This is a genomic window from Streptomyces sp. NPDC127119, assembly GCF_042677425.1.
GTDB lineage: Bacteria > Actinomycetota > Actinomycetes > Streptomycetales > Streptomycetaceae > Streptomyces.
Genome location: NZ_JBHXTO010000002.1, coordinates 145490 through 167340, shown reverse-complemented (window position 1 = coordinate 167340; position 21851 = coordinate 145490). Strand labels below are relative to the sequence as shown.

Genomic DNA, 21851 nt, shown 5'->3' with positions numbered 1-21851 from the left:
CGGGGGCCGGCGGTTCACAGGCCGAGGTAGATCCGCCGCACCCGCGGGTCCTGGCTGAGTTCCTCGGAGGTGCCCGTCATGGCGACGCCGCCGTTCTCCATGACCAGGCAGTGACTCGTCGCGCCGAAGGTGAGTTTGGCGTTCTGCTCGACGAGAAGCAGGCTCAGCCCTTCCTCGCGCAGCCGTTTCAGCGCGCTCAGGATCTCCCCGACGAGTTTGGGCGAGAGCCCCATGGACGGTTCGTCGAGGAGGAGGATGCGCGGCCCGGCCATCAGGGCACGGCCGATGGAGAGCATCTGCTGCTGTCCGCCGGAGAGCGCCCCGGCCAGCCGCCCGCCCATCTCCCCCAGTACGGGGAAGAGTTCGTGCACCTCGGCCAGCGTGGCCCGGGTCCCGGCGTCCCACCGGCGGGCGTACGCGCCGAGCAGCAGGTTCTTCTCGACGGTCAGGCCGGGGAACACATGCCTGCCCTCGGGTACGTAGCCGATGCCGTGTCGGACCATGTCGCGGGCCCGTACCCGGGTCAGGTCCCGCTCGCCCAGGGTGATGCGTCCGCCGCCCCGCGGGACCAGTCCCATCAGGGCCTTGAGCGTGGAGGTCTTGCCCGCGCCGTTGGCGCCGATGATGCCCACCGACGCCCCGGGCGGCACACTGAAGCTGATGGAACTGACCGCGCGGACCCCGCCGTAGTGGACGGACAGGTCGTCGACGGTGAGGGTGGCCGGAGTAGCCGTGTCGGGTGCGGCCGTTCGCCGGAAGGGGATCGTCCGCAGCGGACTCAGCGGGCTCATCGGGCTCATCGAGTCGCCTCCTTCGAAGCTGGCGGAGGGGAAGCGGGCGGAGCGGGCGAAGGCTCCGGTTCCAGCCCCGGTTCCGTCCCCGGCCCCGGCGCCGAATCCCCGAGATACGCCTCGATGACCTCCGGAGTGGCCACCACCTCGGCCGGTGTGCCCTCCGCGATGACCCCGCCGCTGGAGAGCACGGTGACGCGCTCGCACAGCGACATGACCAGGCCCATGTTGTGCTCGATGAGGACGACCGTCGTGCCGCTGTCCCGGATGGAGCGCACGATGTGCGCGAGTTGGCGCACCTCCTCGCCGTTGAGTCCGGCGGCCGGTTCGTCGAGCAGCAGCAGCCGGGGCCGGGCGGCCATGGCGCGGGCGATCTCGATGCGCCGCTGAATGCCGTAGGGCAGGGAGCCGGGCGCCGCCTCGGCGAAGTCGGTGAGTCCGAAGCGGTCCAGGAGTTCCTGGGCCCGGCGGCGCAGTCGCCGCTCGCGGCGGACGACTCCGGGCTGCCACACCGCGTACTGCCAGATGGTGTGGGTCCTCGTGCGGTCGAGGGCGACGAGGATGTTCTCCCGGACCGTCAACTGGCCGAACAGGCGCAGGTTCTGGAAGGTGCGGGCCAGGCCGAGGAGGGAGAGCGTGTAGGGGCGGGCGGTGGTGGTGGCGCGGCCGGCGAACCGCACCTGTCCCGAAGTGGCCCGGTAGAAGCCGCTGATCACGTTGAACAGGGTGGTCTTGCCGGAGCCGTTGGGGCCCACGATGCCGCGGATCTCGCCGGGGGCGACCGTGAGGGAGGCGTCGTCCAGGGCGCGCAGTCCGCGGAAGTCCTTGGTCACGGACCGGATGTCGAGGAGCGGCCCGGCGGCGGAAGCAGGGGGCTCGACGGCCTCGTACGGCTGGAAGGGGCGCAGCCGGGCACGGTCCTCGCCCGGACTCCCCCGCAGTCGCCGCCGGTTCACGAACTCCCGTACGCGGGACGGGATTCCGGCGAGGCCGGTCGGTGCGAAGACGACCATGAGGACGACCACCACGCCGTAGCCGAGCTGTGCGTAGGTCGAGAAGTCGGAGAGCCACTCGCGGATCAGGGTCAGCCCGATCGCGCCGACCACGCAGCCGACGAGGGAGCGCCGGCCGCCGATGACGACCATGGCGAGCAGGATGAACATGTTGCCGATGGAGAAGGTCTCCGGGGCGACATAGCGGATCAGGCCCGCGTACAGCACTCCGGCCAGCCCCCCGTACAGGCTGGCGAGCAGGAACGCGGTCATGCGCAGCAGGGGGATCTCGGCGCCCATGGCGCCCGCGGCCAGGGAGTCGTCGCGCATCGCGCGCAGCCGTCGCCCCAGGTGCGTACGGACGACGAAGAGTCCGAAGCCGAGGCCGAGCGCGCAGACCACCAACTCCAGGTAGTAGTAAAGGTATTCGCTGGAGAGGTCGATGCCGGGCAGGGTGGGCAGCGGGATGCCGGAGATCCCGTCGGCTCCGCCGGTGACGGAGGCGTTGGTGATCCAGTTGATGAAGCCGAGTGCCAGGCCGAGGGTGACGATCCCCAGGTAGTGGGACTGCATGCGCAGGGCGGGGATGCCGACGAACAGGCCCGTCGCCACGGTCGCGAGCACCGCGACCACGGCCGCCGCCCAGAACCCGTGTCCGGAGTCGGTGGTGAGGATGGCGAGCGTGTACGCGCCGACGCCGAAGAAGGCGACCTGGGCGAGGTTGATCTGCCCGGAGATGCCCATGGCCAGTCCCATGCCGATGGCCAACAGGGCATAGATGAGGGCGATGTTGACGACATGGATGGAGTAGCTGCCGAGGCCGTACGGCAGCAGCCAGGCGGCGACTGCCAGGACTCCGAGGGTTGCTGCACGGAACTTCACGCGCGGCTCACCGTCCTCTCCCCGAAGACACCCATCGGGCGGATCATGATGGCGGCGGTGAAGACCAGGAAGGTCACGAGCACCGAGTAGCCCTGGAAGTGGCCGGCCGCGTAGGAGTCCAGGACGCCGATCGCGAGGCCGCCGACGACCGCGCCGGGGATGGAGCCGAAGCCGCCGAGCATCGCGGCGGCGAAGCCCTTGATGCCGAGGGCTCCGCCGAGTGAGGCGTCGACGTACAGCATCGGGCCGACGAGACCACCCGCGAGGGCGGCGAGGCCCGCGCCGATGGAGAAGGCGAGGGCGTTGCTGCGCCCCACGTCGATGCCGACGGCGGTGGCCGCCTCGTGGTCCATGGCGACGGCCTGCATGGCGGCGCCGCGTTTGGTGCGCGCGAGGAACCAGGCGAGGCCCAGCACCGCGAGGGCCGCGACGGCCATCACCAGCAGGTCGTACGTGCGTACGCGCACCCCGAACACATCGAGCGGGGCGGCCGGTACGGGTGAGCGGACCGCCCGCCCGGTGGTGCCCCAGATCAGGATGGCGACGGCCTGGAGGACGATGCCGAAGCCGATCGTGCCGATCAGCATCAGGTCGAAGTCCTTGTTCTCCAGGGGCCGTAGCACCCGCTCGATGACCAGGCCGATCGCCGCGGTGACCGCGATGGCGACGACCATGGCGACGGCGAAGGGCAGTTTGTAGGTCAGGTAGAAGGTGGAGGCGGCGTAGGCGCCGATCATGGCGATGTCGGCGTGCGCGAAGTTGACCAGGCCCATGGTGCGGTAGACCAGGGAGAACCCCATGGCGACCAGGGCGTAGACCGCCCCGAGGCTGAGGCCTCCGACGAGTGTCTGCAGTGTCTCCTGCACTTCGGTGCTCCCAGTAGTCCCAGTGCTCCCGATGCCTACTGCTGCGGGACGAGTTCGCCGTCGCGGATGACTCCGATGGTGGTCTTGGTGATGCCGACGCCCGATGCGTCGTACCGGAAGTCGCCGAGGAGACCCTTGTAGCGGGTGTCGCGGATGGCGTCCGCGAGTTCCTGGCCGCTCGCGGCCTTGCTGGTCTTCAGCGCGGTGAGCAGGATGTTCGCTCCGTCGTAGGCCTTGGCGCCGTGCAGTTCCGCCTCCTTGCCGTACGCGTCCTTGTACGCGGCGGCGAACTTCTTCGACGCGGGACTGGCGTCGTTGCTCAGATAGGGCGAGCTGACGATGGTGCCTTCGACGGCGGCCTTCCCGGCCGTGTCGATGAAGACGGGGGTGCCCTGGGGGGCCGCGCCCGCGAAGGGGGCGGTGATGCCCAGGTCCCGGGCCTGCTTGACGATCAGCCCCGCCTCGACCTCCTCCGAGCCGATGAAGACGACCTCCGGCTTCGTGGACCGGATCTTCGTCAGGGCCGCGCTGAACTCCTTCTGGTCGGTGGTGACCACCTGGTCGGTCGACGGGGTCACACCGAGGTCCTTCACCGCCTTCAGGAACGCGTCGTGCTCGCCCTTCCCGAAGGAGCCGTTGTTCGTGATCATGGCGATCTTCTTGTAGCCCTTGTCCTTCACCAGGTGCTGGGCGAGCGTCGAGTCGTAGGTGGTGCTGGTCGGCCCGTTGAGGAAGAGGTACGGGCTCTTCAGCGCGACCAGACCGTCGGACTGGCCGGAGGTGATGTTCGGGATCTTCGCCTGTTGCAGCACCGGACCCATGGCGATGGTCACCGCGCTCTCCGCCGTGCCGATCATGGCGACGTACTTCTCACTGACCAGCCTGCGGGCGATGTTGGTGCCGGTGGTCGGGTCGCCCTGGTCGTCGAAGAGCTTCAGCTGGATCTTCCGGCCGTCGACACCGCCCTTCTCGTTCCACTCGTCGACGGCGAGCCTGGCGCCCTTGTACTCCCAGTCGCCGAGCGAACTGAGCTGCCCGCTCTGCGCGTTGACGACGGCGACCTTGATGGGACCGGAGGACGCCTTGGTGTCGTCGTCCGATTCACCGGGCGCGCTGCACGCGGTGAGGGCGACGGCCAGCGCGGATGCGGTGCAGACGGCGGCTCGGACGGTGGTGCGCGTGCCGGTGCGTGGTCGTGGGGTGCTGCGGGTCATGGGGTCACCTCGTTGTGAGCGAGCGGTGAACGGACAGGACGGGGTCGGGGGGTGGCGGTCAGTCGGCGAAGGACCCGCGGTAGATGTCCTTGATGTTCCAGTGGCCGGGCGTCGGCACCGGTTCGTTGACCATCGGTACGTCGATGACGGCGGGCCTGCGCCGGGCGACCGCGTCGGCGAGGGCCTTGGAGAGGTCCGCGGGGGCGGTGACCGTGTGTCCGTCGGCGCCGCAGGACCGTCCGAAGGCCGCGAAGTCCGGGCTGTAGGGCCGGCCCTCGGCGTCGGTGAACTCGCAGCCGTAGGACCGGCCGAACGACGAGGCCTGCAGGTCGGCGATGGTGCCGTGGGCCCGGTTGTTCATCACCACGAAGAGGACGGGCAGGCCCTGTTCGACGGCCATCGGCACCGCGGGCAGCTGTGCGCTCATCCCGCCGTCGCCGATGAGCGCGACCACCACGCGGTCCGGCTGGGCCAGTTGCACGCCGACCGCCGCGGCCGGTCCGAAGCCCATGGTGGAGGCTCCGCCGGGGGTGATGAAGCGCCCGCCGTCGGGGAGTTCGTAGCACTGGGCGACGCCGTTCTTGTTCCAGCCGACGTCGGTGACGAGCACCGCGTTGTCGGGGAGCGCGTCGCGCAGGTCGGCGAGGATGCGCTGCGGGCGCAGGGGGAAGTTGTCGCTGCGGCCGTCCTCGCGGGCGGTGTCGAAGACGGCCCGGCGGGCGGCGGCGACGGTCTCCCGCAGTCCCTCCCGCACGAAGGGCTCCGGCCTCGCGGACCGCACCGCGGCCCCTATGGCTCGTACCGCGTCGCCGACATCCGCGACCGCCCCGATCTCGACGGGATAGTTGCGGCCGATCTCGGCGGGGTCGATGTCGATCTGGATGAGCCTGCTGGGTGGAGCGTTCTTGTCGCCGGCCGGACCGTGCCTGTCCTCGGACGAGCCGCGCCGGTCGCCGAAGGTCCAGGTGTACGCCGGGTCCCACGAGCTGGCGTCGGTCTCCGCGAACCGGGTGGCCAGCGCGAGGACCACATCGGCGCCCCTGGTGTACTCATGGGTGGTCTCCAGGCCCCAGAAGCCGGGCATGCCGAGCAGCAGGGGGTGGCTGTCGGGCAGCACGCCCTTGCCCATCAGGGAGTGGGCGAGGGGGATGTCGAGGTGCTCGGCTAGGGCGGAAAGGGCCTGGCGCGCGGCCGGTTTGCGCAGGCCGCCACCGAAGTAGATCAGCGGGCGTTCGGCGGCCAGCAGCATCCGGGCGATGCGCTCGGCGGTGTCCCGGTCGAGCCCGGGGAGCGCGGCGCCCCTGGGCAGCGGGTGGCCGTCGGCGTACTCCTCGACCTGTCGGCTCAGCAGGTCCATCGGGATGTTGACGAGCACGGCCCCGGGCCGGCCGGAGGTCGCGGTCCAGAAGGCCCGCTCGGTCGTACGGGCCAGATCCTGGACGCGGCGCACATGCCAGGCGCGTTTGGTCAGGGGCCGGTAGACGGCGGTCTGGTCGGCGTCCGCGTGGAGGTTGACCTCCTGGTGCGGGTGGCGGCCGGAGTAGTAGGAGGGGATGTCGCCGGAGATGACGATCAGCGGGATCGAGTCGAGTGCGGCGGTGGCCACCCCGGTGACGGCGTTCATCATGCCGGGGCCGACGTGGGTGAGCAGGACGCCGGGTTTCCCGGAGGCGCGGGCGTAACCGTCGGCGGCGTGTGCGGCGGCCTGTTCGTGGCGGGCGATCACGAAGTGGATCGGGCTCGGGCCGAGCGCGTCCAGCAGGGCGATGTTGGTGTGGCCGCAGGTGCCGAAGACGTACTCGATTCCGTACGACTCCAGTTGGGCGACCAGGGCTTCGGCGGCGGTCACGGTCATGCGGTGCTCTCCCCGTCGATGGACGTCGTGTCGCCCCAGACGGACAGGCCGCGGAGCATGAGTGTTTTGACGACCGTGTAGTCGTCGATCATCGAGCGGGGTGTCTCGCGGCCGAAGCCGGAGTCCTTGACCCCGCCGAAGGGGATGTGGTCGAGGCGGTGGTTGGAAGTCCCGCCGACGATCAGCGCGCCGGTCTCCAGTTCGCGCCAGGCGGTGACGACACGGCCCAGGTCACGGGTGAACAGCCCCGCCTGCAGGCCGTAGCGACTGGCGTTGCAGATGTCGAGGACCGCATTGAAGTCGTCGTACGGGAGCACGGCGACCAGTGCCCCGAAGACCTCGTGGACCACGACCGAGGAGTCCGGCGCGGGGTCCGCCACGACGGTGGGCGCGGCGGTGGCGCCGTCGCGGGTGCCGCCGCGCAGGACGCGGGCGCCGGAGGCGACGGCCTCGGCGGACCAGCGCACCACGCGTTCGGCGGCCTCCTCGTCGACCATCGAGCCCACGTCGGTGGCCGGGTCGAGCGGGTCGCCGACCCTCAGGGTGTCGACGGCGGCCGTGAACGCGTCGAGGAACGTGGCGTAGCGGGAGCGGTGGACGTAGACGCGCTGGACGGAGACGCAGCTCTGGCCGGAGTTGCTGTATCCGGTGCGGGCGCACTCCTTCGCGGCCTGCCCGATGTCGGCGTCCTCGCAGACGATCGTGGCGGCGTTCCCGCCGAGTTCGAGGACCAGTCGTTTGGCGCCGGCCGCGCGGGCGACGGCCCGGCCGGTCTCCGCGCTGCCGGTGAAGCTGATGACGGCCACCTCGTCGGCCGCGCACAGCATCGCGCCCACCTCGCCGCCGCCGTGCAGCAACTGCACGCCCTGCGGGGGCATACCGGACTCCAGGAGGAGTGCCACGATCGCTGCGGTGGAGGCCGGTGCCTGGGGCGGGGCCTTGACGAGGGTGGTGTTGCCCGCGGCGAAGGACGCGCCGAGTTTGTGCGCGAGGAGGTTCGCGGGGGCGTTGAAGGGGGTGATGGCGAGGGCGACCCCGGCCGGGGCACGGTAGGTGAAGGCGGTGTTGCCGACGCCGCGTGCCCAGCCCGCGACGGGCAGGGTCTCCCCGCCGATGTGCCGCGCCTCCGAGGCGCACACGGCGAAGGTGTCCGCGACCCGGTCGATCTCACCGAGTCCGTCCCTGACCGGTTTGCCCAGTTCCAGGGCGAGCAGGCGGGCCAGCCCCTCGCGGTGGGCGGACGCGGCGCGGGATGCTCGGTCCAGGACGTCGGCGCGCAGGGCGGGGGCGAGCCCGGCCACCGTACGGGTCGAGGAGCGGGCCCAGGCGAGGGCGCGGGAGATCTCGTCACCGGTCGCCGTCGAGGTCCGGCTGACGACGCGGCGCAGATACGGGCCTGTTCGGGTCGACACGGGTCCGCCGCCACCCCATTGGCCGGCGACGTAGGGAGGCGCTTCGGCCACCGCCGCGTCCCTGCCGGCTTTGAGAAGGGAATCGAGCATGAGATCTCCCAGGAAACCGCTCAGTGGTACTGGTGGACTGCTCTGTGGGTCGGCGTGTAACGTACGGGCGCCAACTCGCGGTGACAAGAGGGCCGTTCGAGGAAGTTTCGAAGCAGAGGGGGAAGGCGCGTGAGCGGGACCGACCATGAGGGGGCGGCGGCCGAGGCGACCGGGGTGCGCAGTGTGCGCAGGGCTCTGGACATCCTGGGACTGCTGACCGAGGATCAGCCGACGGTGACGCTGAGGGAGATCGTCGACGCCACCGGGCTGGCCAAGACCACGGTGGTCCGCATGGTGCAGACCCTTGAGCAGTGCGGTCTGCTCTGGGACACCCCGGCCGGTTACACCGCGGGTCCCGGCCTGTGGCGCTGGGCCCATCTCGCGCACACCAGCTGGGAACTGCCGCGCGAGACACGCAAGTTGATGCGGGAACTGGCCGAGGAGCAGCAGGAGACGGTCAATCTCTTCATGCTGCGCGGCCTGTCCCGCGTCTGCGTGGCCCAGCAGGAGAGCCCGCAGCCGTTGCGTCATGTCGTACGGGTCGGCGACGAGCTCCCGCTGTGGGCGGGTGCCTCGTCGAAGATTCTGTTGCGGACGGCTCCCGATTCCCTGCTGCGCCGGATCGCCGCGGGATCGCCGCACGGCGAGGGGCATGCCAGGCAGTTGCGGGTGTGGGCGGATCTGGCGGCGGAGCGGGGCTTCGCGGTCAGCCGGGGCGAGCGCGACGAGGGGCTGACCGCCGTCGCCGTACCCGTCGAGGGGCGCGGCGGGGCCGTGGTCGCCTCGCTCTCGCTCAGCGGGCCCAGCCACCGCTTCCCCGAGTCCGTCGTCGAACGGTTCGCCACCGCGCTCGCCGAGGTCGCCCGGCAGATGTCGGAACAGGGCTTCGACCATCCGCTCAGCCCGGCGAAGTGAACCACCGAAGTGAACCGCCGACTCACAGAACCCGCTGAACCCGCTGGACCCGCTCGAACCGCTGTGACCGCAGAAGGAGCCGGTGCATGCCCGAACGACCGCTCTCAGGAATCCGCGTACTCGATCTCACCAATGTGCTCGCAGGGCCGTACTGCAGTTACCACCTCATGCTTCTCGGCGCCGAGGTCGTCAAGGTCGAACAGCCGGGCAGGGGCGACCTCGCACGGAGTCTCGGCCCCGATCCGGAGCTGAACCGGTCCGGTATCGGCGCTTCCTTCCTCGCCCAGAACGCGGGCAAGCAATCCCTCGTACTCGACCTCAAGGACCCGGCCGACCGGGCCGACTTCGAGGAACTGCTGTGCGGCGCGGACGTCCTCCTGGAGAACTTCCGGGCCGGAGTGCTGGCCAGGATGGGGTACGGGGCCGACCGGCTGCGGGAGCTGAACCCGCGGCTGGTCAGCTGTGCGATCACCGGTTTCGGACAGTCGGGGCCGATGAGTGCCGCTCCCGCCTACGACCAGATCATCCAGGGGCTTTCGGGGATGATGAGCATCACCGGCACGACCGACACCGCCCCGCTCAGGGTGGGCTTCCCCGTGTGCGACTCGCTGGGCGGCCTCGGCGCGGCCCTCGCGATCAGCGCGGCCCTGGTCGGACGGGAGAGGACCGGACAGGGGGCCCGGCTGGACGTCTCCATGCTGGAGGTCTCCCTCTCCGCGATGGGCTGGGCGGTCTCCAACTACCTGGTCAGCGGGGTGGATCCGGAGCCGATGGGCGACCAGAACGCCACCGCGGCGCCTTCCGGGACCTTCGAGACCGCCGACGGAGGGCTGAACATCGCGGCCAACCGGCAGGAGCAGTTCGTCACGCTCTGCCGTCTCGCCGGGCTGCCCCAGTTGATCGACGACCCGAGGTTCGCCGAGCGGGAGGCGCGGAAACGGCACCGCGCGGAACTCAACGCCGAACTCAACGCGGCCCTGCGCCGGAGGACCGCCCTGGAGTGGGAGGCCATGCTGTCCGCGGCAGGGGTCCCGGCGGCCCGTGTCCTGACCGTCCCCGAGGCAGTCGAGCTGGAACAGCTGGCGCATCGCGGCTTCTTCACGGACCTGCCCTATCCGGACGGCTCGGGCCGCACGCTGAGGGTCAGCGGCAACGGCGTGCTGGTGGACGGCGAGGCGCTGTCGCCGGACACCCCGCCTCCGCTGCTCGACCAGCACGGCAAGGAGCGGGAACGGCTGATCACCCGCTGGCGGGCACACCGCCACGCCGCCGAGGCCCGGGCGTCATGACGGCGGCCGGGCCGCAGGACGGTCTGGTCGCGCAGTGGTGGGCCACCGCCGTCAGCCGGGTCGAGCCCGGCATCGTCGAACTGCGCGAGCATCCGGTCCAGGACCTGATCGGCCATGCGACCTTCGTCGAGACGATCTGGCTGATGCTGCGCGGTGAACTCCCCCGTGCCGAGCAGGCCGGGCTCCTGGAAGCGGCCCTGGTGGCCGGCGTCGACCACGGCCCGCAGGCGCCCTCGATCGCCGCCGCCCGGATGGCCGCCACCTGCGGGGTGGGGCTCAACAGTGCCGTGGCCACCGGCGTGAACATGCTCGGCGATGTGCACGGCGGGGCCGGTCAGCAGTGCGTGGAGCTGCTGAGCGAGATCGTCGAACGGCACGACCGGGGTGGCGCGCGGCCCGCCCGTCGGTCCGGGCAGCCTGCCGGGGACGCGGAGTTCGACCTCGCCGTCGCGGAGGTCGTCGGCGAGTGGCGGGCCCGCTCGCGCTATCTGCCGGGCTTCGGGCACCGCTTCCACCCCCGCGATCCGCGCCGCGACCCGCTGCTCGCCCTGGTGGACCGGGCCGTGGCGGACGGGCTGGTGGAGGGCGCCCATCTGCGGGCGGCCCGCGCGGTGGAGGAACTGCTCAACCGCGGGCGCGAGGGCAAGCGGCCCGTGCCCATGAACATCGACGGCGCCACGGCCGTCATCTACGCCGAGCTGGGCTTCGCCGCGCCTCTGGCCCGCGGTCTGTTCGTGCTCAGCCGCAGTGTCGGCATCCTGGCGCACGCCTGGGAGGAGACAGGGCAGGGGCGCCGCAACAAGAGCCCCATGCCGCCCTCCATGGTGCCGGTCCATCTGACGGCACCAACAGCGCGCATAGCGCCTGGTTGACCCGCACGTTCACTTTCGTGGCTCGAAACTCCCCTGTCACGTGTCTTGTCATGGACACATGGCCGTCCCTAACGTGACCTCCCATCACGCGAACCCATTCTGTGGCTTGCGCGAACCATCTAGCGGACCTTGATCGAACCGAGAATCGAGGGAACTGAACGATGGAAAGACGGACCTTCCTCCTGACGGCCGCGGCGGGCAGCGCGGTCGGCGCCTCCACTGCGGCGTCCACCGCGAACGCGGGCCCGGACCTCGCGCTCCCGGTCCCCCGGCAGTCCGCCGCCCTCGGCACCACCGGCGCCGACTGGCCCAAGGTGGGCGGCGACTACGGCAACCAGAACCACTCCACGCTCCAGGACATCACCCCGGGAAACGTCAAGCGGCTCGGCGGGGCCTGGCACATCAACCTGGAGGGCGGCTCCACCGGCACGTACCAGCAGTGCACGATCGTCGTGCGGGACGGTGTGCTGTACGTCGAGACCACCCAGCAGAACGTCTTCGCGATCGACGGCAGGACCGGCGAGGTGATCTGGAGGACCGGCCTCGGCACCGAGACCACCAACATGCGGGGCGTCGCCGTCGCCGAGGGCAAGGTCTTCACCATCTCCGGCACGAACATCGTGTACGCCCTGGACCGGCGGACCGGCGCGATCGTCTGGCAGAAGCCGCTGATCGTGGACGACAACGGCGGCGACGACGGCTGCGACAACGACAGCGGCCAGTGCGGCGGCAACAGCGGCGGCCTCGCGGGCGCGGTCGTGCACTGGGACGGCCTGGTCTACATCGGCACGGAGGGCTCGACCGCCGGCGCCCGCGGACGCGGCTACGCGCTGGACGCCCGGACCGGCGCCGTCGTGTGGACGTTCTGGGGGCCGCCGGGACCCGGCGAGTACGGACACGACACCTGGGAGGGCGACTCCTGGAAGACCGGCGGCGCGGTCCCCTGGATCCACCCTGCCGTCGACCCCGAACTCGGCCTGGTCTACTGGACGTTCGGCAACCCCTACCCCCGCACGGACGGGTCCTCGCGCGGCGGCGACAACCTCTTCGCCAACTCGATCGTCGCCATCGACGCCAAGACCGGCGAACGGCGCTGGCACTTCCAGTCGGTCCACCACGACATCTGGGACGCCGACAACGTCATGGCACCGGTGCTCGCCGACCTGCTCGTCGACGGCACGAAACGCAAGGTCGTCGTCTACGGCTCGAAGACCTGCTGGTACTACGTCCTCGACCGCCGTACGGGTGAGGCCGTGCACGGCATGGAGGAGCGGCCGGTCCCCCAGCACACCCTGCAGAAGACGTCCCCCACCCAGCCGTTCCCCGGCGGCGAACCGTTCGTGTCCCCCTACCCGGAGCTGAACAAGACGACCCGGCCCGTCCCCTTCTATCCGACGGGCGGCCTGTACGAGGTCTTCTGGGACCGGGCCACCATCCTCTTCCCGGGAGCGGGCGGCGGCGCCGACTGGGGCTTCCCCTCCTTCAGCCCCCGGACCGGATACGTCTACGTCGGCTACGGGCTCGTCAACTCCTCCTACTCCAACACCCGCGGCGGCCGGGTCAACACGGCCCGGCCCCTCGGCGAGCTGTTCGGCGGCGGTCTGGTCGCGATGGACCCGCGCACCAACACGGTCGCCTGGCGCAAGGAGGGCCCCTGGTCGCTGGCGCACGGCAACGGCATCCTCACCACCGCAGGCCGCGTCCTCTTCCAGGGCCGCCCGGACGGCGTCCTCGAAGCGATGGACGACACCGACGGGAAGACGCTGTGGACGTGGCAGTGCGGTGCCGGGGTCAACACCGTCCCCGTCTCGTACGAGATCGACGGCGAGCAGTACGTCGCCGTGCTGGCCGGAGGCAACGGCCTCCCCTTCCCCGACATCCCGCGGGGCGACCACCTCTGGGCGTTCAAGCTCGGCGGCAAGGTGGGCCAGGCCCCCGCGCCCACTCCCCCGTCCCGCCGCAACCAGATCCGTACCGCCGCCGTGACCGGGGCGACGGCACACGACACCGTCACGCTCGGCCGCGTCTGGAACACCGCCACGGGCGCGCCCGGAACAGCCGAGAACACGGTCGCCCAGAACGCCATGGCACCCCAGCACCTGACGGTCCCGGCCGGCACCGCCGTCACCTTCACCAACCCCGCCGACAACGCGCAGGCCCATGGGGCGGTCGCGTTCTTCGACGCGGAGTTCGACACCGGGCTGCTGATGCCGGGCCAGTCGTACACGTACACCTTCGGCAGGCGCGGCGAGTACTTCTACAACGACCCGGCCTTCCCCCAGTCCACCGGCAAGATCGTCGTCCAGTGAATCGCCGTACAGCGCAACGCCGTTCAGCGAATCGCCGTCCAGGGAGAGGGCCGGTCACCATGACATCCGGAGCACGTGCGGCGCGTACGACCGTGTCCGTGGCCGCCACCGTCAGTGCCACGCTCCTCATCGCGCTGGCCGCCTTCCTCGGCCTTCAGCAGCAGAGGGACGCGCGGGGCGAAGGCGCGTCGACGGGTGGTCAACATACGCAGGCCGCTGAGGAGTTGGGCAGTCCGGACTACGGTGTCTGCCGCGGCACGAGTGCCAAGTGCTACCACGACTGGGGCAACTTCTCCCCGGCCGCCGACGGCTACCGCGTCCTCCTCTACACGCGGACCGCCGGGCCCCGGCACGCCAACCTCGGCCCCGCGCTCGGCGCCGGACTCAACCCTGCTCTCGCCGACACCAATGTCGTCCAGAACGCCCTGGTCGAGATGGGCAGGGAGCACGGCTTCACCGTCGACTGGACCGAGGACGTCACCCAACTCGCCACGCCCGCCCGGCTGTTCCGGTACAACGCCGTCGTCTTCTACTCCACCAGTCGCGACGCCCTCAACGACGCCGCGCAGACCTCGCTGCGCCAGTACATCCGCGGCGGCGGTGGTTTCGCCGGGATCCACAACGCGTTCGGCACGGAGTACAACTGGCCCTGGTACGAGGGTCTGCTGGGCGGCGCCAACTTCTACGACCACGGACCCGCACAACCGGGCAAGGTCGTCGCGCACAACCGGCGCGACTCCTCCACCGCCGGGCTGCCGGCCCACTGGGACTTCTCCGACGAGTGGTACAACCTCGTCCCGGCCCCTTCGAAGGTCCGTGTCCTGGCCACCGTCGACGAGTCCACGCTGACCGAAGGCGTCACGGGCAATCAGGGGCACCCCGGTCATGGCAGGGACCATCCGGTCGCCTGGTGCCAGTACTACGACGGCGGGCGGGCCTGGCTCACCACCCTCGGCCATGACGCCGCGGCCTTCTCGACGGACGGCTCGTTCCCCGGTTCCGAACACTTCCAGCGCCTGCTCCTCGGGGGCATCGAGTCCGCCATGGGCAGGGAGCCGTTCTGCCGGGCGGGCTGACTCACTCCTGCGCGGTACGGGTTGACCCATTCGCCGAATTCCCGTGCATCCTGCAAGGAAAGCGTGGAAGAAGGCGAGGATGAGATCTTCCATGGATGACGGGATCGTTGCCGACTTCTACGACTTCGAGGGCGCGCTGTCGGACGAGGAACGCAAGATCCTGCTGAAGACACGCGCGTTCATGCACGACGAGGTCAAGCCGCTGGTGAACGAGAACTGGGCCGCGGGCACCTTTCCCCCGGAGCTGATCACCAAGTTCCGGGAGAGCGGTCTGGTGGGGCTGTCGTACGAGGGCTACGGCGAGCACCGTCCCGCCGTGAGCCATCTGCTGACCGGGATGATGGCGCTGGAGATGAGCCGGGTGGACGCGTCGGTCGCCACGTTCTTCGGCGTCCACACCGGCCTGGCCATGTACTCCGTCCACGCCGGTGGCAGCCAGGAGCAGCGGGACCGCTGGCTGCCCGGCATGGCCGCCATGGACACGATCGGGGCCTTCGCCCTGACGGAACCGCTCGACGGATCCGACGTGGCGGCCGGTATGGGCACCACGGCCGAGCGGCAGGGCGACACCTGGGTCCTCAACGGCGCCAAGCGCTGGATCGGCAATGCCACCTTCGCCGACCATGTCGTGGTCTGGGCGAGGGATCTCGCGGACGAGCAGGTCAAGGGGTTCATGGTCGGCAAGGGCACGCCGGGCTTCGTCACGGAGAAGATCGCGAACAAGATCTCCCTGCGTATCGTCGAGAACGCCGACATCACGCTGACCGAGGTCAGGGTGCCGGAGGCCGACCGGCTCCAGAACGTCGAGTCCTTCCGCGACGTCGCGGAGGTCCTGCGTGCCACCCGCAGCGGGGTCGCCTGGCAGGCACTGGGGGTGATGATCGGCGCGTACGAGCTGGCGCTCGCCTATGCCACCGAGCGCGAGCAGTTCGGCCGGCCGCTCGCCGGTTTCCAGCTCGTGCAGGATCTGCTGGTCAAGAGCCTCGGCAACATCACCGCCTGCTGGGGCATGCTGCTGCAGCTCGCGCGGCTGCAGGACTCGGGCGTGTTCAAGGACCAGCACTCGTCGCTGGCCAAGGCCCATGTCACGGCACGTATGCGCGAGGTCGTGGGCTGGGCCCGGGAGATCTTCGGCGGCAACGGGATCGTGCTGGACTACGACGTGGCCCGCTTCTTCTCGGACGCGGAGGCCATCTACTCCTTCGAGGGGACCAGGGAGATGAACACGCTCATCGTCGGTAAGGCGGTCACCGGCGAGAGCGCGTTCGTCTGAGGCGTGCCGTTCCGGGGCCGGGTGTTCTGAGGACCGCCCGGCGTTCCGGGGCCCGGTGTGAGGACGACGATCTCCTGCCTGTGATACTCGCCTGATGAACCGGAGCATTACGGGCAGGAGCGGATCGGTCTCGGTACGCCGGGCCACCGCGCGGGACGCCAAACGGCTCACGCGGCTCGTGCGCGGTTCACGCGCCTACGAGGGCCAGTACGCGGCGATGGTGGCGGGCTACCGGGTCGGCCCCGACTACATCGAGACCCACCGCGTGTTCGTGGCCGTCACCGCCGCGGAGGGACACGAGGGCCAGGTGCTCGGGTTCTACTCGCTCGTCCTCGCCCCGCCGGAACTGGACCTGATGTTCGTCGCCGATCAGGCACAGGGGCGCGGGGTGGGACGGCTGCTCGTGGCACACATGAAGTCCGAGGCACGGGCGGCCGGGCTCGACCGGGTCCGCGTGGTGTCGCATCCTCCCGCCGAGGGTTTCTACCGCAGCGTGGGCGCGGTGCACGTCGGGATCGCGTCGGCGACGCCGCCCGCGGTGGTGTGGGACCGGCCCGAGCTGGAGTTCCTTATTCCTACTTACCAGTAGACTCTCCGGTAACTTCTGCGCCCACGGAGAGAGTGCCCATGCCCCGCACGTTCACCGTCACTCGTAGCATCCTGGTCGAGGCGTCACCGTCGACGGTGTACGACCAGGTCAGCCGACTTTCACAGATGGGCCGCTGGAGCCCCGAGAACCTCGGCGCGACCGTCCCGGGCGGGGACGCGCCGGCCCAGGTCGGCATGGTCTTCGAGGGGCACAACAAGCGTCGCGGCTTCCGCTGGACGACCCGCTGCACGGTCACCGCGGCGGATGCAGGCAGCCGCCTCGCCTTCCGCGTCCACGCGATCGGGATCCGGCGTCCGCGCCTCAAGGCGCCCATCGCCACATGGGAGTACCGGTTCGAGGCGGAGGGCGGCGGCACCCGGGTGACGGAGACCTGGACCGACGACCGGCGCTCGTGGCCCACCCTCGTGGCCAACACCTTCGACCGCGTGGCCACCGGCGGCAAGACCTTCGCGGTCTTCCAGGTCGGCAACATCGACAGAACCCTGCGCAACCTCAAGCGGGAGCTGGAAGCGCCGGCCCATCCCTGAGGGGCCTCAGGCGTTCTCGTCGCGTGCGGCGCGGTGGCGCAGCCAGAGGGGCAGTGCGTACCAGCACAGGGCGAAGTACAGCATCACCCCGGCGACGAGAAACTCCGCTATGAGGCCCGGCAGGACGACGCGCAGGATGAGCAGCAGCGTCGCGCCGATGGTGAGGGCGAGCAGGACCATTCCGAACATCATCAGCCGGTGGGCGGTCTCCACCAGCTCGTCCTTCATCCGCTGGCCGACCAGGAAGCGGTGGATCGAGACCGGGGCGATGAGGGAACCGGTGGCCGCCGCGCCGAGGACGACCGTGACGACGTAGATCGTCCGGTCGATGGTGCCGAGGTCCCGGAACCCCGGGGTGAAGGCGACGCTGAGCAGGAAGCCGAAGAGGATCTGTACGCCGGTCTGGGCGACCCGGGTCTCCTGGAGGATCTCGTTCCAGCGACGGTTCGCCTGCTCTCTCGGCGCCTCCGAATTCTCCTGCGCGTCCCCGGTTTCCGAGGCTTCGGAGGCTATCGCGGGAGCGGGCGGGTCCGTCACGGCCATGATGTCCTCCACAGATACGGATACGGATACGGATACGGGCGACGGCCGCGAGTGCAGGGTCGGGTCACGGGCCGTGTGCGGCACGTCGGAGAATGCCGCATACCCCGCACGGCCTGCGTCAAGCCCGCTCACCCTTCGCGTGTGGGAGGGGTGCGTGCGGGTAACCGGGCCCTGCCGATCCACCCGGTTCGGCGCCCGACCGACCACGAAAGGCGGCCCCCGTGTCCGCATCCCTGGTGGAGACCGTCGACATCCAAGCCCCCGTTTCCGTCACCTGGGCCCTGTGGAGCGATGTGACGAGGTGGCCGTCCTTCCTCAGCCACGTACGGCTGGTGGAGCCCCTGGACGAACGGCGTTTCGCCTGGCAGCTGTCCCTGCCCGGCGCGGACAAGAACTTCGTCGCCGAGCTGGCCGAGGTGATCCCCGAGGAGCGGATCGCCTGGCACACCGTCGAGGGCGTGCACCACGCGGGAGTGGTCACCTTTCACCGCCTCGACGACACGTCGAGCCGCGTCACCCTGCAGATCGAGTACGACCCGAAGGGTTTCGTCGAGCGCCTGGGCGCCCTGACCAATCTGGACTCGGCGCTCGCCAACTACGACCTCGGCGAGTTCCAGAAACTCGCCGAGACCGCCGCGTCGGCCTGACTCCCCCGCCGCCCCGACCTCGGCCCGGCGTTCCGCCGACCGGGGTCAGGCGCTGTACTGGTGGGCCGGGTAGGTCAGGTATCCGGCGTCGCCGCCCTGGTAGTAGGTCGCCTCGTCGACGGGCGCGATGGGGACCCCCGTGCGCAGCCGTTCCACCAGGTCGGGGTTGGCGATGAAGGCGCGGCCGAAGCTGATGAGGTCCGCGCCCAGGCCGAGCCAGTGGTCGGCGTCCGACCGTCCGGTCTGCTTGGGCCCCATGGGGAGGACCGGGTTCATGACGAGCGTGCCGGGCCAGGCGCGGCGCAGCGCCACCAGCACCTCCTCCTCCGCGGTCGCCTCGATGTGCACGTACGCCACGTCCAGCCGCGCCAACTCGCCGAGCAGAGCGGTGTAGAGGTCGATGACCTGCGTCTCCTCGACTCCCCAGAAGGTCCCGCCCGGCGAGAGCCGGATGCCGGTGCGCGCCGCCCCGACGGCCTCGACGGCCTCGGACACCGCCTCGACGGCGAACCTGATGCGGTGGGCCACCGAACCGCCGTAGCCGTCCGTCCGCAAGTTGGCGTTGGTGGAGAGGAACTGCGAGATCAGGTAGCCGTTGGCGCCGTGCAGTTCCACGCCGTCGAATCCCGCGTCCACGGCCCGGCGGGCCGCGTCACCGTAGGAGCGGGCGTGCTCCGGGATCTCCGAGGTCTCCAGTGCGCGGGGCACGGGCGCGGGCTGGGGTCCGGTCGGTGTGAACACCTCGCCGACCGCGGCCACGGCCGACGGTCCGACCGGCCGCGAACCCGTGGTGTCGGGGTGCGAGACGCGTCCGCCGTGCATGAGCTGGGCGAAGATCCGTCCGCCGTTGGCGTGCACGGCATCCGTCACGGGCCGCCACGACGCCTGCTGCTCATCGGTGTGCAGGCCCGGCGTACCCGGGTTGGACTGCCCGATCAGACTGGGCTGGACGCCCTCGGTCACGATCAGTCCGGCGCTCGCCCGCTGAGCGTAGTAGGTGGCCATCGACGGCGTGGCCAGACCGCCGGCCGCGGCCCTCACCCGGGTCATGGGGGCCATCACCACGCGGTTGGGCAGCGTCAGGGCACCGAGGTCGTAACGCTGGAACAGGCTGGTCACTTGCGACTCCTTCGCGATCCGTGGCCCGGGTACCGGGCACAGCGGTTACGCTAAAACCTGACATTGACGTCAGGGGCAAGTTCTGTGACCCAGGTAACAGCGGCACACGGGGAGAGCGGGGAGAAGCACATGCGTATCGGAGAGCTGGCCGAACGGGCCGGAGTCAGCGTCCGGTCGTTGCGCTACTACGAGGAACAGAAGCTGCTGACCAGCACTCGCAGTCCGAGTGGCCAGCGGCACTACACGGACGACGAGATCGAACGTGTCAGGTTCATCCAGAACCTCTACGCGGCCGGCCTGTCCAGCCGGACCATCGCCGAGCTGCTGCCCTGCGTCGACTCACCCAGCGAGGAGAACTCGGACGCCGCCCTCGACCGCATGGGCCAGGAACGCGACCGGCTCACCACGCACATCGCGGAACTCGTCCAGACCCGCGACGCCCTCGACCAGCTGATGACGTCGGCGCGGGCACACCGCGACCAGCTCCAGGCGGCTGCGGCGGCCTGCGTCTGACGGTTGCGCGCACAGGCACCCACATGCACGCCTGCGCGCCTGCACGTACAAGCGCGACCGCGCGGAACGTCACTTGGATTCGATCCGGCCCAGTGCGGCGGCACCACTGGGGGCGGCACCTTCCGAGAGCGCCTTCCGCGCCGCCGCCCAGCTGTCGTCCTCGATGCCGAGCGCATGGCGGAGGTAGGCCCAGGTGACCCGCTGCACCAGGGCGACGCGTTCGGGGTTCTCGTCCGTCGTCTCCCTGACCTCGTAACCGGCGATCCCGCCGAGCGAGTGCTCCGCCCCGAACAGGGTGAGCAGACTCTTGTCACCCGGGCTCAGGAAGTACGGGTCGGCGAGCCACTCCGGCCCCCGGACGGACAGCGGGGAGTCGTCCCGGTCCCCTGCGACCACGAGGGCCGGTGCGGTCATGTTCGCGAAACTCGGGTTCATGAAGGGGAAGTTCCCGGCCGCGAACGGCGTCAGGTCGGCTCCGCCCTTCCCCGCCGTGGCGAGCAGCACGCCCGCCTTGATCCGCGCGTCGGAGAGGTCCGCTTCCTCTCCGCTCACCGGATCCAGGACCCGCAGCCCCAGCAGATTGCCCGCGGTCTGACCGCCGAAGGAATGTCCGGCGGCGGCGATACGGGTCCGGTCGAGCCGGCCGCCGAGACCGGGAACGGCCGCTTCCAGCAGATCGAGCCGGTCGAGAACCCGCTTCACGCCCTCGACGCGGTGGCGCCAGATCCGCGGCGTACGCGGATCGTCCTGGGCGAGGCCCACCGTGCGGGAGTCGAGGTGGGTGGGCTGGACGACGACGAAGCCATGAGCGGCCCAGAAGTCGGCCAGGGGGCCGTAGCCGTCGAGCGACGACCCGAAGCCGTGCGAGAGGACGACGATCGGCAGCCCGCTCCCGGTCACCGGCGCGGAGATCCTCACCTGGAGGTCCTGGCCACGGCCGGGCACTTCCAGCACCACCGGCTTCACCGAGACGACGGGGGTGGGTGCGGTTCGGGGCGCGAATGCCGGTGCGTGTGCCGATACCGGCACCTGCGCCTGTGCCCGTGCCTGTGCGAATTCCGTTGCCGATACGGCTGCGGTTGCCGCGCTTGCGGGAGTTGATGCGGTCACGGGGATCTTCCTCTTCCGGCCGTCCGACGTGCTGACTCTGCGCGGCTGGTCACCGACTCCCCCACCTGCCATGATGGGGAAACGGGACACTGTCCCGCATTGAGATCGAACATACGGGACACTGTCCCGTTTAGTAAAGTCGGCAACGACAGCCGACAGTGACGCCGACAGCGACAGGGACCATGTGGTGAGCGGAAGCGATCAGGGTGCGGGACGTACGGCCCGCCCCAAACGTGCGGACGCGCGCCGCAACAAGGAGGCCCTGCTCGACGCGGCCGCCGCGGTCTTCGTCGCGTCGGGCGTCGAGGCGCCGATCCGTGACATCGCGGCCGAGGCAGGCGTCGGGACAGCCACGATCTACCGCCACTTCCCGACCCGGGCGGACCTCATCGTCGCCGTCTACCGGCATCAGGTGGAGGCCCTGGCCGAGGCCGGTCCCACACTGCTGGCGTCCGGCGCGGACCCGTACGCCGCGCTGGCGCAGTGGATCGACCTGTTCGTCGACTTCGTGGTCACCAAACAGGGGCTCGCCTCCGTGCTGCAGTCCGACGACCCCTGCTTCGACCCCCTGCACTCGTACTTCCTTGAGCGCCTCGTGCCCGTGTGCGCCGAACTGCTCGACGCGGCAGCCGCGTCGGGGCAGATCGATCCCGGCATGGATCCGTACGCACTCATGCGCGGCGTCGGCGGACTCTGCGCCGGCGCGGGCAAAAACCCCCGCTACGACGCACGCCGACTGGTGGGAATCCTCGTCTCGGGCCTGCGCAGCCGGCCTTGAGAGGTGGCCGATTGCCGTCGGGTGACTGCCGGTCGGTGGCCGCCGACCATCAGTCGGCGGTTGGCTCGAAAGCGTTGTCAGTCGCTGCCGGTGGGCTCCGGAAGGGCATTGTCAGTGGTCTCACCTAGAGTTCTCCGCACTTGATCAGTGAAGTGCGGGGAGGCACAT

20 protein-coding genes are annotated in these 21851 nt (G+C 70.3%); 11 read left to right on the top strand and 9 right to left on the bottom strand.

The features are described 5' to 3' along the window. Positions 1–14 precede the first annotated feature (14 nt). The 6 genes from ACFVH5_RS01705 to ACFVH5_RS01680 are packed head-to-tail and all read right to left on the bottom strand — an operon-like array spanning position 15 to position 8102. Positions 15–800, bottom strand: coding sequence for an ABC transporter ATP-binding protein (locus ACFVH5_RS01705; protein WP_385831195.1), 786 nt, complete (start codon positions 798–800; stop codon positions 15–17). Then, positions 797–2665, bottom strand: coding sequence for an ATP-binding cassette domain-containing protein (locus ACFVH5_RS01700; protein ID WP_385831194.1), 1869 nt, complete (start codon positions 2663–2665; stop codon positions 797–799). Before ACFVH5_RS01700 ends, ACFVH5_RS01705 begins: the two co-directional genes overlap by 4 nt. Next, positions 2662–3531 carry a branched-chain amino acid ABC transporter permease gene (locus ACFVH5_RS01695; protein WP_107017219.1) on the bottom strand — a complete coding sequence of 290 codons (870 nt, stop codon included), beginning with the start codon at positions 3529–3531 and terminating at the stop codon, positions 2662–2664. The genes ACFVH5_RS01700 and ACFVH5_RS01695 overlap by 4 nt, the downstream gene beginning before the upstream one ends. A gap of 35 nt (positions 3532–3566) precedes the next feature. Then, the gene (locus tag ACFVH5_RS01690; RefSeq protein WP_385831193.1) at positions 3567–4745 is read right to left on the bottom strand and encodes an ABC transporter substrate-binding protein; all 1179 of its coding nucleotides are present in this window, start codon (positions 4743–4745) and stop codon (positions 3567–3569) included. A 58-nt stretch (positions 4746–4803) separates the two neighbouring features. Beyond that, entirely contained in the window at positions 4804–6600 is a 1797-nt protein-coding gene (locus ACFVH5_RS01685; RefSeq protein WP_385831192.1) for a thiamine pyrophosphate-binding protein, read from the bottom strand. After that, positions 6597–8102 (bottom strand): aldehyde dehydrogenase family protein, encoded by a 1506-nt coding sequence (locus tag ACFVH5_RS01680; RefSeq protein ID WP_385831191.1) that lies wholly within the window; start codon positions 8100–8102, stop codon positions 6597–6599. Before ACFVH5_RS01680 ends, ACFVH5_RS01685 begins: the two co-directional genes overlap by 4 nt. Before the next feature lie 129 nt (positions 8103–8231). On the opposite strand from ACFVH5_RS01680, the gene ACFVH5_RS01675 reads away from it, so the two are divergent. From ACFVH5_RS01675 to ACFVH5_RS01640, 8 genes are all read left to right on the top strand, one after another. Further along, positions 8232–9017 (top strand): IclR family transcriptional regulator, encoded by a 786-nt coding sequence (locus ACFVH5_RS01675; RefSeq protein WP_385831190.1) that lies wholly within the window; start codon positions 8232–8234, stop codon positions 9015–9017. A gap of 86 nt (positions 9018–9103) precedes the next feature. Next, a complete protein-coding gene (locus ACFVH5_RS01670) occupies positions 9104–10306 on the top strand; it encodes a CaiB/BaiF CoA transferase family protein (RefSeq protein WP_385831189.1) in 1203 nt (400 codons plus the stop codon). Next, positions 10303–11178, top strand: coding sequence for a citryl-CoA lyase (locus ACFVH5_RS01665; RefSeq protein ID WP_385831188.1), 876 nt, complete (start codon positions 10303–10305; stop codon positions 11176–11178). Before ACFVH5_RS01670 ends, ACFVH5_RS01665 begins: the two co-directional genes overlap by 4 nt. A gap of 161 nt (positions 11179–11339) precedes the next feature. After that, positions 11340–13487, top strand: a complete 2148-nt coding sequence (locus ACFVH5_RS01660; protein ID WP_385831187.1) for a PQQ-binding-like beta-propeller repeat protein — start codon at positions 11340–11342, stop codon at positions 13485–13487. A gap of 59 nt (positions 13488–13546) precedes the next feature. Beyond that, a complete protein-coding gene (locus ACFVH5_RS01655) occupies positions 13547–14563 on the top strand; it encodes a ThuA domain-containing protein (RefSeq protein ID WP_385831186.1) in 1017 nt (338 codons plus the stop codon). Between the two features lie 79 nt (positions 14564–14642). Further along, positions 14643–15836, top strand: a complete 1194-nt coding sequence (locus tag ACFVH5_RS01650) for an acyl-CoA dehydrogenase family protein (RefSeq protein ID WP_385831184.1) — start codon at positions 14643–14645, stop codon at positions 15834–15836. A gap of 94 nt (positions 15837–15930) precedes the next feature. After that, a complete protein-coding gene (locus ACFVH5_RS01645; RefSeq protein ID WP_384804343.1) occupies positions 15931–16425 on the top strand; it encodes a GNAT family N-acetyltransferase in 495 nt (164 codons plus the stop codon). Between the two features lie 38 nt (positions 16426–16463). After that, entirely contained in the window at positions 16464–16973 is a 510-nt protein-coding gene (locus ACFVH5_RS01640; protein ID WP_385831183.1) for an SRPBCC family protein, read from the top strand. A gap of 6 nt (positions 16974–16979) precedes the next feature. Here the strand turns inward: ACFVH5_RS01640 and ACFVH5_RS01635 are convergent, their stop codons facing one another. Beyond that, positions 16980–17516, bottom strand: a complete 537-nt coding sequence (locus ACFVH5_RS01635; protein ID WP_385831182.1) for a DUF6328 family protein — start codon at positions 17514–17516, stop codon at positions 16980–16982. 221 nt (positions 17517–17737) lie between these two features. Between ACFVH5_RS01635 and ACFVH5_RS01630 the strand changes: the two genes are divergently transcribed. Beyond that, positions 17738–18163 carry an SRPBCC family protein gene (locus ACFVH5_RS01630; RefSeq protein WP_385831180.1) on the top strand — a complete coding sequence of 142 codons (426 nt, stop codon included), beginning with the start codon at positions 17738–17740 and terminating at the stop codon, positions 18161–18163. A 45-nt stretch (positions 18164–18208) separates the two neighbouring features. On the opposite strand, the gene ACFVH5_RS01625 is transcribed toward ACFVH5_RS01630, so the two are convergent. Continuing rightward, the gene (locus tag ACFVH5_RS01625) at positions 18209–19282 is read right to left on the bottom strand and encodes an alkene reductase (RefSeq protein ID WP_385831179.1); all 1074 of its coding nucleotides are present in this window, start codon (positions 19280–19282) and stop codon (positions 18209–18211) included. Positions 19283–19411: 129 nt separating this feature from the next. On the opposite strand from ACFVH5_RS01625, the gene ACFVH5_RS01620 reads away from it, so the two are divergent. Continuing rightward, a complete protein-coding gene (locus ACFVH5_RS01620; protein ID WP_385831177.1) occupies positions 19412–19795 on the top strand; it encodes a MerR family transcriptional regulator in 384 nt (127 codons plus the stop codon). 69 nt (positions 19796–19864) lie between these two features. On the opposite strand, the gene ACFVH5_RS01615 is transcribed toward ACFVH5_RS01620, so the two are convergent. Then, positions 19865–20761: an alpha/beta hydrolase family protein gene (locus ACFVH5_RS01615; RefSeq protein WP_385831175.1), complete on the bottom strand. Its 897-nt coding sequence runs from the start codon at positions 20759–20761 to the stop codon at positions 19865–19867. A 331-nt stretch (positions 20762–21092) separates the two neighbouring features. Between ACFVH5_RS01615 and ACFVH5_RS01610 the strand changes: the two genes are divergently transcribed. Next, the gene (locus ACFVH5_RS01610; protein WP_385831174.1) at positions 21093–21683 is read left to right on the top strand and encodes a TetR/AcrR family transcriptional regulator; all 591 of its coding nucleotides are present in this window, start codon (positions 21093–21095) and stop codon (positions 21681–21683) included. The last annotated feature ends 168 nt before the right edge of the window (positions 21684–21851 follow it).